General features: G+C 44.8%; 10 protein-coding genes. 7 read left to right on the top strand and 3 right to left on the bottom strand.

Features of this window, described 5'->3' with window-relative positions; translation table 11 throughout:
* Nucleotides 1–44: 44 nt before the first annotated feature.
* Complete coding sequence (locus AC59JT_RS05830; protein WP_497396707.1) at nucleotides 45–1,379, top strand: dihydroorotase; 1,335 nt, start codon at nucleotides 45–47, stop codon at nucleotides 1,377–1,379.
* A 110-nt stretch (nucleotides 1,380–1,489) separates the two neighbouring features.
* Here the strand turns inward: AC59JT_RS05830 and AC59JT_RS05825 are convergent, their stop codons facing one another.
* Both AC59JT_RS05825 and AC59JT_RS05820 read right to left on the bottom strand, forming a co-directional pair.
* Nucleotides 1,490–1,924 carry an SRPBCC family protein gene (locus AC59JT_RS05825; RefSeq protein ID WP_497396705.1) on the bottom strand — a complete coding sequence of 145 codons (435 nt, stop codon included), beginning with the start codon at nucleotides 1,922–1,924 and terminating at the stop codon, nucleotides 1,490–1,492.
* Nucleotides 1,925–2,292: 368 nt separating this feature from the next.
* A complete protein-coding gene (locus AC59JT_RS05820) occupies nucleotides 2,293–3,252 on the bottom strand; it encodes a helix-turn-helix transcriptional regulator (protein WP_497396703.1) in 960 nt (319 codons plus the stop codon).
* Between the two features lie 55 nt (nucleotides 3,253–3,307).
* On the opposite strand from AC59JT_RS05820, the gene AC59JT_RS05815 reads away from it, so the two are divergent.
* The 4 genes from AC59JT_RS05815 to AC59JT_RS05800 are packed head-to-tail and all read left to right on the top strand — an operon-like array spanning nucleotide 3,308 to nucleotide 6,228.
* Nucleotides 3,308–3,655 (top strand): putative signal transducing protein, encoded by a 348-nt coding sequence (locus AC59JT_RS05815; RefSeq protein ID WP_497396701.1) that lies wholly within the window; start codon nucleotides 3,308–3,310, stop codon nucleotides 3,653–3,655.
* A 30-nt stretch (nucleotides 3,656–3,685) separates the two neighbouring features.
* Complete coding sequence (locus AC59JT_RS05810) at nucleotides 3,686–4,687, top strand: glycosylasparaginase (RefSeq protein WP_497396699.1); 1,002 nt, start codon at nucleotides 3,686–3,688, stop codon at nucleotides 4,685–4,687.
* Entirely contained in the window at nucleotides 4,687–5,445 is a 759-nt protein-coding gene (locus tag AC59JT_RS05805) for a copper homeostasis protein CutC (RefSeq protein ID WP_497396697.1), read from the top strand. The genes AC59JT_RS05810 and AC59JT_RS05805 overlap by 1 nt, the downstream gene beginning before the upstream one ends.
* A gap of 9 nt (nucleotides 5,446–5,454) precedes the next feature.
* Nucleotides 5,455–6,228, top strand: coding sequence for a hypothetical protein (locus tag AC59JT_RS05800; RefSeq protein WP_497396695.1), 774 nt, complete (start codon nucleotides 5,455–5,457; stop codon nucleotides 6,226–6,228).
* 78 nt (nucleotides 6,229–6,306) lie between these two features.
* Here AC59JT_RS05800 and AC59JT_RS05795 read toward each other — a convergent pair whose 3' ends face one another.
* On the bottom strand, nucleotides 6,307–9,141 hold the full coding sequence (locus AC59JT_RS05795) for a TolB family protein (RefSeq protein ID WP_497396693.1): 2,835 nt from the start codon (nucleotides 9,139–9,141) through the stop codon (nucleotides 6,307–6,309).
* 117 nt (nucleotides 9,142–9,258) lie between these two features.
* On the opposite strand from AC59JT_RS05795, the gene hscA reads away from it, so the two are divergent.
* Together hscA and AC59JT_RS05785 are read left to right on the top strand one after the other, a co-directional pair.
* Nucleotides 9,259–11,115 (top strand): Fe-S protein assembly chaperone HscA, encoded by a 1,857-nt coding sequence (gene hscA, locus AC59JT_RS05790; RefSeq protein ID WP_497396690.1) that lies wholly within the window; start codon nucleotides 9,259–9,261, stop codon nucleotides 11,113–11,115.
* Between the two features lie 38 nt (nucleotides 11,116–11,153).
* Complete coding sequence (locus AC59JT_RS05785; protein WP_497396688.1) at nucleotides 11,154–11,822, top strand: hypothetical protein; 669 nt, start codon at nucleotides 11,154–11,156, stop codon at nucleotides 11,820–11,822.
* Nucleotides 11,823–11,833 lie beyond the last annotated feature (11 nt).

Raw genomic sequence — 11,833 nt, 5'->3', positions numbered from 1 at the left:
CTACGAATCATGATTCAAATAATTAGGATCGCTATATTTGCTACATGGCTACTACCCTCATCAAATCAGCAACCATAGTAAACGAAAACAAACAATACGCAGCCGACCTGCTTATTAAAGACGGCCTGATAGCTAAAATTGCCCCAAACATTGACGTCCCTGCCGATAAGGTGATCAATGCCGAGGGCCTGTACCTGCTGCCCGGCGCTATTGACGACCAGGTGCATTTTCGCGAACCGGGATTGACCCACAAAGCCGATATCTACACCGAATCGCGCGCGGCGGTAGCCGGTGGTATCACTTCGTTTATGGAGATGCCCAACACCGTGCCCAACACGCTTACACAGGAATTACTGGAAGATAAATACCAGATAGCAGCGCGTACCTCGCTGGCCAACTACTCGTTCTTTATGGGCGCATCTAACGATAACCTTGACGAAGTTTTGCGCACCAACACAGCCAACGTTTGCGGTATTAAAGTATTTATGGGTTCGTCGACAGGCAATATGCTGGTAGATAATCCGGGCACGTTGGAAAACCTGTTCGCTAATTCGCCTATGCTGATAGCTACGCATTGCGAGGATGAGGCCACAATACAAAGCAACCTGGCGCATTACAAGCAGTTAATGGGCGATAACATCCCGGTGCGCTATCACCCTAAAATTCGTAGTGCCGAAGCTTGCTACCTGTCATCATCCATGGCTGTCGCTTTAGCAAAAAAACACAATACGCGCTTACACATATTGCACATATCAACCGAGCGCGAAACGCACCTGTTTGATAACACCACGCCGCTGAAAGATAAACGCATTACCGCCGAGGCCTGCGTACATCACCTGTGGTTTACCGACGAAGATTACGAAACTAAAGGCAACCTGATCAAATGGAACCCGGCTGTTAAAACCGAAGCCGACCGCGACGGCATTTTAGCCGCAGTGCTTGATGGCCGTATAGATGTTATAGCAACCGATCACGCGCCCCATACCACCGAAGAAAAAGAACAATCTTACTTAAAGGCCCCTTCCGGCGGTCCGTTGGTACAGCATGCCTTGCCTGCCCTGCTGGAGCTTCATCATCACGGCAAAATAACGTTAGAACAAATTGCAGAAAAAACAGCGCATAACGTAGCCACATGTTTCCAGATAGAAAAACGCGGCTTTATCCGCGAAGGCTACCATGCTGACCTGGTATTGGTTGATCTAAACAAACCATGGCACGTGGAGAAAAGCAATATCCTGTACAAATGCGGCTGGAGCCCGTTTGAAGGCGACACTTTCCGCTCAACCATTAAACACACTTTTGTATCGGGTAATTTGGTATGGAGCGAGGGTAAATTGGTGAGTGATGTGAGTGGACAGAGAATGAGGTTTGAACGATAGAATTAATTTATATAAGTATGTCATTTCGACCAACGGGAGAAATCTTATACGAGCGACTTAGCCCGCGTATAAGATTTCTCCTCGTTCCTCGTCGAAATGACAAAAACGTTTTAAACCTCCCCCGCTTCCACCATTTCCTTCATCTTTCCAAAAATAGCTTGCCAGTTTTGTTCTGAATGTGCTTTAGCGGCTTCGTCTTTAATATTTTCCTGGGTAATTTCAAAGGTAGTAACGCCGTCGTTCTCCGTTAAATTATAGCTAACGTTCTGGTAGTTTTGCGGCTGATCTTCGGTGCCGCCCATGCTGCTCCAATAGCTGTACTTAACGTAGGTGCCGGGGGTAATTTCCAGTATTTCACCTTTATCCTGATATTTTTTTCCTTCCCATTCACCTGTCCATGTAATGGGGCTGCCTACTTTCCAGTCGGATTGTTGGTTGGTACCAAAAAAGTACTGTTTAATAATATCCGGATCGGTTAATGCTTTCCAAACTTTTTGGGCCGGGGCGTTTATGGTTAATGATGTTTTCAGTGTCAGATTTTCCATTTTGGTGCTTGCTTTATGTTTAGTTTAACAGATGATTGATTTGTTCTGTTTCAAAAAAACTAAAGGTTTGTGACAAGGGTATGTCAGCAGGGAAACGAAAATAATGTAAAGACGCAATATCTTGCGTCTCTGAACCGAAAGCAAAGGCGACCCGACACGTGCCGATCATCTGACGTGCGAGTACAGGAGACTCAAAATATTGCGTCTCTACAGTGACAAAAAACGCTGTAGCGCCCGTACTGACAAAACAGCGCCACCAAAAAATACAATCACCTGAAAAATAGCGCTGTAGCCTGCTACACCAGGTGTAGCACTGTAGCGTGCTACGCATACAGCGCTACACTGCGCCGCATGATTGCGTTGACATTTCAGGCCAAAACCGGCATGCCAAGCTTGAGCATGATGGCTTCGGTGATGGCCCTTACGCGGTCTTTCAAAATTTCGGGTTCGAGTATTTCGGCAGCATCGCCAAACATCATAAACCAGCGCGCGAAGCCTTCGAGTGAGGTGGTTAAAAAAGTCATCTGCATGCAGCCATCCACCTCCACTTCCGAAACAAAGCCGCTGTAGTATTTCTGGTGTTCAAGGTGCGGATGCTCGCGCCTGGCCACCTTGATCACCACGGTGAACATTTGTTTTTCCTGCGCGGTTTTGGCAATGTATTCTTTCAGGGTTGGATGGTCGGCATCAAAGGTATCGTCGGTAACGGTCAGGCTCTTAATGCGGTCGATCCTGAAATCACGGTAATCATCCCGCAGCCTGCAATAGCCTATCAAATGCCAGTATCCCGACAGGTAAAATATGCCCACGGGCTCAACATAACGCTTGGTATGTTCCTGGCTATGCTGTGCAAAGTAGGCAATGGCCAGCAGGCGTTTCTGTGATATACTATGCAGTATAGTTTGTATGTGGTCGTTGGAGCCTGCGTGTTCAGGTCGTATGCCTTTCAAAACCTCGATGCGGTTGTCCATACCCTCCAACAGTTCCTTTTCGGTACTCTTCAAAATGGCCCTCACCTTGTACATCGCCGATCGGTAGTGGGTAGATGTTGAGGCATCGGTAAGGTTCTCTATGAACTTCTCTGCGGTCAAAAAAGCAGTAGCCTCCTCTTTGGTGAACATAACCGGCGGTAGTCGGTAACCATCCATAATGGAGTAGCCCACCCCCGCTTCGCCAATAATGGGGATGCCGGCCTCTTCCAAAGTCTTTACATCCCTGTAAACGGTACGCAGACTGATGTTAAACCGTTCGGCAATATCAGCGGCCTTCACCACCCTGCGCGATTGCAGTTGAATTAAAATGGCTGATATGCGGTCGATGCGGTTCATGTAGGCAAATTAGTAAAAAACTAAGTACCTTAGCATAACAATTTATCATTTATATATGGAAGACAAGATCATCACCCTGCAGTCGTTTTACGACCCGTTGCAAGCGCAGATTACGTTATCACATCTGCAAGCCGCCGGCATATCATGCTTTATAGCCGACAATAATATATTGGATGCCAACCCATTTTACAACCAGGCAGTAGGTGGTATAAAAATAAAAGTGTTTGAGCACGATCTGGAAAAATGCCGCGAAATATTAGATCAGAATTTCGACCTGGACGAAACCGCCATGAGCGATGCAGAGACCACCTGCCCGCATTGCCATTCAAATGATGTGGAACGTAACCCTATAGCCCGGGCCACCGCCTGGCACTGCCTCAGCTGCCAGCAGGATTTTGAATAGGCCGAGTATAAATTTCACTATATTGCAGCTATGTATAATCGTCGTAAATTTATCAAACTATCATCAGTAACCGCCTCTGTGGCCGCGCTTTCGGGCACGGCGCTTGGTAAGGCCGCTATAAAGGCCAACGTGGCCACAAAACCTATCGTTATTTCCACCTGGGATTTTGGTATCCCGGCCAATAAAGAAGCCTGGAAGATCCTGGAAAAAGGCGGCAGAGCGGTGGACGCGGTAGAAGCCGGCGTTAAAATTCCCGAGTCTGATTTAAAGATCACCACCGTAGGGAAAGGCGGCTATCCCGACCGCGACGGCCATGTTACCCTTGATGCCTGTATAATGGATGAGTTCGGTAACTGCGGTTCGGTAGCCGGGTTGGAGCATATAGAGCATGCCATATCGGTAGCCCGATTGGTGATGGATAAAACTCCACACGTAATGCTGGTTGGCGAAGGCGCCTACCAATTCGCGCTTGAACAGGGTTTCAAAAAAGACAACCTGCTCACCCCTGAATCTGAAAAAGCCTGGAAAGAGTGGCTCAAAACCAAAAAGTATAGTCCGGTGATGAACATCGAAAACCAAAAGCCCGGCGATAAGTATAATCATGATACCATAGGCATGCTGGCTATCGATGCCAGCGGCAATATATCCGGCGCTTGTACCACCAGTGGGATGGCCTTTAAAATGCATGGCCGGGTGGGCGATAGCCCTATCATAGGTGCGGGCTTATATGTAGATAATGAAGTAGGTGGCGCCACCTCAACGGGTGTTGGCGAGGAAGTTATCCGCAACGTAGGCAGCTTTTTAGTGGTTGAATTGATGCGCCAGGGATATACGCCTGAAAATGCCTGCAAAGAAGCCGTAAACCGTATCATCAAAAAGAAACCCGAGGCAGCGAAAAACCTACAGGTGGGCTTCCTGGCCATCAACAAAAAAGGCGAATACGGTGCCTACGCCATACAAAAAGGCTTCAGCTATGCCGTGTGCGACACGCAAAAACAGGATCTGCTGATAGACGGTAAAAGCCATTACTAATGACGAACGCAATATCATTTGAAGTTTGCGCAAACTCAATAACATCTGCACTTGCTGCCCAGGAAGGTGGCGCGGTAAGGGTGGAACTTTGCGATAACCTAATAGAAGGCGGCACTACCCCATCGCCCGGACAAATTACGGTGGCACGTAGGCTGCTGCATATCCAGCTATTTGTGCTTATACGCCCACGCGGGGCTGATTTTTTGTACAGCGATGTGGAGTTTGAAACCATGATGGCGGATATCCAATATTGCATAGATAAAGGCGCTGATGGCATTGTAACGGGCGTACTCAAAGCCGATGGCACCGTTGATATAGCGCGCAGCACACAGTTGCTTAAATTAGCTAAAGCTGCCGGCCTCAGCGCAACGTTCCATCGTGCTTTTGATATGTGTGTAGATCAATCGCAGGCTTTGGAAGAAATAATTGCGATGGGCTATGATCGTATCCTAACCTCGGGCGGCAAAAGTACCGCGCTGGAAGGTGCCCGTCATATTGCCGACCTGGTAAAACAGGCTGCCGGTCGCATTATTATTATGCCTGGCAGCGGCGTTACCGAAATTAATGCCGGCGACCTGGTGCTCTTCACCGGCGCTACCGAGATCCATGGATCTGCACAGGCACGGGTAAAAAGCCAGATGAAATATGTTAATGATCATATCCTGATGGGCAATCATGGCAACGAGTATGCTGTAGATGTAACCAGCGTAGACCGCGTGCGAAAAATTATTGCAAAAGCAAACGAAACAACTCATTAAGGCTTCAATATGTATTTACGCGCCACATTGGGGATCACATTGATGTTCATCTCGGTAAACTGTTTTGGACAGGCCAAAATGTATTTTGACAAAATTCAAGATATCTCTACCAGGCAAAAAACAGCATCAGCATTATTTAAGAGTCTTGACAGCCTAAAGCAAACCCGGCAACCTCATAATAGTAGTGTAGAGATCCTTTTTGACAGGGATGTTGATTTCGCTTACAAACATCGCAGAATAAAGGTTATTTTAAATGGTTTCCGCTATACTGTCGATCTTTTGGTAAAAAACAGCATTGTTGCTGTAAGCTCAGTATCAGTAGCTAAAGATGATATAGGGCTCTATGGTCAAAGTAATAAAAACAGGCATCCAAAAGTAGACACAACCTTAGCGATAGAATTTATTCAGGTCCGAAACAATTTTTACGGCTCGAAGAAAACTATAAAAGATCTGATAAAAGACTTGCAATTTGATGAAGATTTTGCTTTTCAGTGCGGCGAGAGCATGTCAAAAACAGATAATGGTAAATACGTAGAACGTTTGGTTAGAAATAAAAACACTAAAGCGCTAAGGGAGTTGCTTCAAAGTTTTAGCTGCGAAGAACAGGCGTTCGGAAAGGCCGGATTTGAAATGCTTGAAAAACAGAAATTTAAGGTAAGTCTGGCGGATAGGAAGCTGGTAGATCATATTACCAAACGGAACTCAGCGTTGGTGATATGCACCGGATGCTTTAGTGGTATTGTTAAACCTATGTATATTGCTGATCAAGAAAAACCTGATTAGCCATCATCGCAAAATCGAACAAGAGATAACTACCACACTATCAATACTCACTCATTCAATTATCCACTCATCCACTCCTTAAAAAAAGCTCACCGGCAAAATTACCTCCACCCTATGATGGCCGCTGCTACCCGGGTTAAAGAAATCCCGATCTAACAAATAGCTATATCGCACACCAAAAGTTAATGGTTGCTGGTTAAACCACTTCGTATCAAAATAAACTTCGGCACCTGCCGAGCGGAAATCGGCGCGAAAAGGCAGGCCGTTGGTGTAGGTATCGGTTACATGGGTATAGTCATAATACAGGTTTCCGCGGATGCGTAAAAAGTAAAGCGTATTGGCAACGCCTGCGTCAGGATAAGCTATTGGGAAGTGGTAGTTTACGCCAACTTTATCCAGAGTACGCAGGTTTTCTGCTGTGTAGCCTCGTGAAAACGGGAAGTTATTGGAAAAATTGATGGCGTTATTGTTATCCTTTTCCTGGTGAGCCCCGCTTATAACCAGGTTATGATTAGTAAAAATACCCGGCAAAAATAGCGAACCCGATATTAATAACTGGTTTGCTGAAGAGCCGCCAATAGTGTTTTTGTAATTAACAGCCAGGCTTTGACCAAAGCGCGGGAAAATATTCTTTTTAGCCTGCTGGATGCTGTTGCTAAAACTTATGTAGCTATTAAGATAAGTATAGGACCTATCCAAATTTAACTTTGCATAGGCGGCCTGCATTACGTTTTGCGAGTAATAAACATCGCTACCAATATTTAAACCGCGTATGCTTTTACCATTGCTTAAATTAAAAGGCACCACTAAGCCGGCATGTACATCGGTTTCGTCATAATAAACATGGCTGCCGTTGTAATATCCTCGCCGGTCCAACGTATAATCACCTCCTACCCTTACGTACGGGTATAGCGCGCCGTAAATTGCAGCTGCACCAAATTGCTTATAACCTTCGTCACGGTTATAATTAAAGGTTATTTGCGATTGAAAAGTGTTTAATACGTTTTCGCCTACAAGTGACAATGAATAATTAGGGTCGCTCAGCTCGGGCACCAGGCTATGAAAATTGAGCAACTGGTAGGCTTTATTGTATTTGGTAACCGGTAAGGACTGGGTTTTAGTTGTATTGGTTAGGTTACTTAATTTATCCTTTGTTAAGGCTGTAATACCAAACCCAGGCAACTGGCCCGGTAGTTCATCAAGTAATCTTGCAAAATGTAGCGAGCTTCTGTCAGCCTTATTTAAACGGTAGCCGTAAGCGGTAAACTCAACCCAGGCCAGCTGCGTTTCGGTAGCGGTTGGCTGGTAACGGTTAAGCGAATTTACGTCCCGGTCTATCTCGTAAAGTTTCACACTACTTATGCTTAGGGCAAATAGTTTATCATTTATACCCGTTGTTGCTGAAAAATACAGCATATCGCCCCGCAAGGTTGGGAAACCAATTAGCTGCGATGAGAAAGGCAATAGGTATTTAACCTCGCCTGTGCTGATGGTTATAAGCGCTACCGTCATTTTACCATCGGCATTACGCACCGGCGAAATGATCTGTGTGTCGTTATAAAACTTTGGATAAGTAAAGAAAAGGTTTTGCGTATTTGGTATTTGCACCTGCACCTTGCCGCTTTCGGCATTCATAACATGCAACTGGCTTTTGCCTGCGTTTACCTGCACCACCACAATACGGCTTCCATCGGCACTAAAAGCAGGCGAAAAATATTTGGTATGCTGTGTTAAACGCTCCTCGTGCCCGGTATTAATATCCAACACCCGTAACTCGCTGTAATCGCGGAAACCCCAGCGTACGTTAGGATTATAAGCGGCATACACTATTTTGCCATTGCGGTAATCAAAATAATTATCAAGCGAGCGTGAACGTACACTTATCTTGCTTTCTTGATCGCCCCTGGCCAGTACAAATTGCGGCAGCTTATCATAAGTGGTTTTCATATACACCAATGTGCTATCGTCCACAAAAGCCGGGTATTCAATATTGGCTATAAAATGCTGGTTGCTTTTAAAGTTGGTAGTTTGTTTATCTGCTTTATATTGTTGTTTAAAGTGGTTAAAAGCATCTGTTCTGAAATGGGGAAAATCAGCGCCAGAATATTGCTTAACAGCCTTCTGCATAGGGTAAAACAAACCTTTGTATGATGCCGCGTCATGAGTAACCTTACCCCAAAAATCATCACCATATTTTTCACGCCCGTAAGCTACCATCATATAGCCCATAGGGTACCAGTTGGGTATAAAATCGCGTAGCGAGCCATTGCGCAGTTTCATCCAGCTGTAATCTTTACCGGCGTTCCATAAGGCGCGGTAGCCGTTGTAAAAATAAGGCATACGGCCACGGCCTTGCTGGCTTACCAGGGTTTCGTTAAAAACGGCATCGCCCTCAAAAAACCAGTCGGGTATGGCAATATTATTGGCAATGGCCTGGCCGCCTTGTCCAAATAATACGCTTAACGCTTTGGAAGCACCTACCCTGAAATTGTTATACTGTTGTACATGCCTGAATTCGTGTATGGCCAATTGGTCGGCCCAGGGCAGGCTACCTATTTCAAAGCTATTTTGCTCGGGTGTTAAATAAAACTCGCTACGGAACGGCGCCAAACCCACATAAGCGTTTGATATAGTGGTTTGCCCGTGCAGCAATACGCTTATCTTTTTTTGCTTGTTGCCTAGCGTTGGCAGTGTAATGGCGTTTATCTTCTCAATAATTTCCGCTACGCGGAAGGCGCTTGAATCCAACCCCTGCGAAAATATAACTTTGGTAGTAGGCGTATTTACCTGCTGCCACTTAACCGATGGCGGATTGCCGCCAAACTGCTGCGCATTTGCCGAATTTATACAGCCAATTAATGCCAGAGCTACAGCGCCCGACTTAAAAATAATAGCAAAGGGGTATTTTAACATGCGTTACAATTGTATTGCAATTTGCAAAAAAATACGCAAGCTAAAAGCCCAATTCACAATAACATGACATACCATCACCTAAAACTAGCTACATTTGCCACTTGTTATAAATAAGCAATGGCTAAAGTTTCTATAAACCTGGCAACAGGATCTATACAAAAAGAAGAGATTATAGTAGGTATTGACCTGGGTACTACCAATTCGCTGGTAGCATTTATCAACCCGGATAAAAACCCGCAGGTAATAAACGATACCGGCAAAGGTGTTTTGGTGCCGTCCATCGTGCATTTTGGTGCCGCAGGCGAAGTTACCGTAGGCAATGAGGCGCGCGAGTATCTGACTACCGATCCACACAATACTATATTTTCGGTTAAACGATTACTGGGCCGGTCATATAAAGACATTGAAAATTATAAAGACTTTTTTTCATACAAAGTTATCGATGACGATAGCGAGAGCCTGGTAAAAATTAAAGTGGGCGATAAATACTACACGCCTATTGAGCTTTCGGGCCTGATATTAAAAGAACTGAAAGCCCGTGCCGAGCACGCTTTAAAAACCCCGGTTAACCGCGCGGTTATTACGGTGCCCGCTTATTTTAACGATTCGCAGCGCCAGGCTACGCGCGATGCCGGTAAACTGGCCGGGCTGGATGTGTTGCGTATTGTTAACGAACCAACGGCAGCGAGCTTGGCTTACGGCATTGGCTTAAACCCGGAAGAAACTAAAACCATAGCCGTTTACGATCTGGGCGGCGGTACGTTTGATGTATCTATCCTGCAAATACAGAATGGCATATTCGAGGTACTATCAACCAATGGCGACACCTTTTTAGGTGGCGATGATTTTGACCGCGCTATAGTTGATTACTGGGTGGAGAAAAACCAGTTAAATAAAGCCGAACTGGCAGCCAATAATGAACTATCGCAACAGCTGCGTTTAAAAGCCGAAGAAGCTAAAAAGGCTCTATCGCACCAAAGCATTTTTAATGAAAAGATAGGTGAAATATGGTGCACTTTAGATAAGCAGATATTTGAAGGCCTGATACTACCAAAAGTACAGCAAACTATTAAAGCCTGCGAAAATGCGCTTAAAGATGCCAAATTAAGCGTAGACCAAATTGATGAGGTAGTTATGGTAGGCGGATCGACCCGTACCGCACTGGTTAAAAAAATGGTGGCCGAGTTTTTTAAGCGCCCCGTACATGATAATGTAAACCCGGATGAAGTTGTTGCCCTTGGCGCTGCCATACAGGCCGATATTTTGGCCGGCAACCGTAAAGATATTTTATTGCTGGATGTTACGCCGCTATCCCTGGGTATTGAGACCATGGGTGGTTTAATGGATGTGATCATCCCGCGTAACAGCAAAGTACCAACTAAAGCGGGCCGCCAGTACACCACATCAAAAGATGGCCAGGTAAACATGAAAATTGCCGTTTACCAGGGCGAGCGCGATCTGATCAAGGAAAACCGCAAGCTTGCTGAATTTGAACTAAAAGGCATACCCGCTATGCCGGCAGGTTTCCCGAAGGTTGATATTAACTTTTTGCTGAACGCTGATGGTATTTTAAAGATCCAGGCTATTGAACTGCGATCAGGTGTTAAGCAGGAGGTTGAGGTTACCCCAACCTACGGCATTACCGACGACCAGGTTGAGCAAATGCTGATGGACAGTATTACCCACGCTAAAGACGATGTGGCCCAACGCATGGTGATTGAGGCCCGCACTGAAGGTGAGCAAATGATTTACACCGTTGAACGTTTCCTGGAGAAGAACGGCACGCATGTGTTTGATGATGAAAAAGTGGAAACACTTCGATTGATAGAAAACCTCAGATCGTTGTTAACTACAGGCGACAAAGACCAGATCCATAAAGCTATTGACGAATTGAACGAATATACCCGTCCGTTTGCCGAGCGTTTAATGGATACGGCGATAAGCCATGCGATGAAGGGGAAGAGTATAGAATAAAGAATGTTTAATTATTTTTGATCCACGAAACACTAATCATGAATTTTCGCTGCTTTTTCAAAGCTTTATTACTTCCAATTTTTTTTCTCCCAGCTCATCGGGTCGCTGCTCAAATTTCTGTTACGCCAATTATAGGATTTGATTTAAGAGACCATTCCAGGATGAAAGACATGGAATTTGGTATTAAATCCGACAAAAACTATAAACAAGACTTCACCGTTTTTTTTAAAGACAGTAGTAAAGTTGAAGTTCCATCAAAGCTTTTTTTTGATGAAGTAAGCAAGAAAATTTATTTATTACTGATAGATAAACAATACCCGAAAAACGACGCCCGCCGGGAACGAAAAATTTATGCCAATGAAACTTTAAAGATATCGCGCATACAATTAAATAGAAATTATGAGGTGATAGAAAAAATAGAAATAGTTGGAATACCTGCAGATAGTTGTTGGTTATTTCAGAGTGTTGAAGGTAAAATAAAAGCATATTCATTTCTCAGCATCCGCGACAAAAACAACTCAAGTTTAGTTCCGGAAACAATTCGGGCTGTTCAATTAGACAATGGTCCCATAGTTGAAATTAACGAAGCGAACTTAACACCTATGGTAGGTCGCAACGAATATGTTTTAGCGCTAATCAGGCAAAAAAGGTATTACGAGGCTATAAAGCAATACAATAAAGACTTTGAAAAAGCCAACAAAAAATAACAATAAAGGCC

This window comes from Mucilaginibacter sp. A3364 (assembly GCF_059690715.1).
This window is presented reverse-complemented; position numbering and strand designations above follow the sequence as displayed.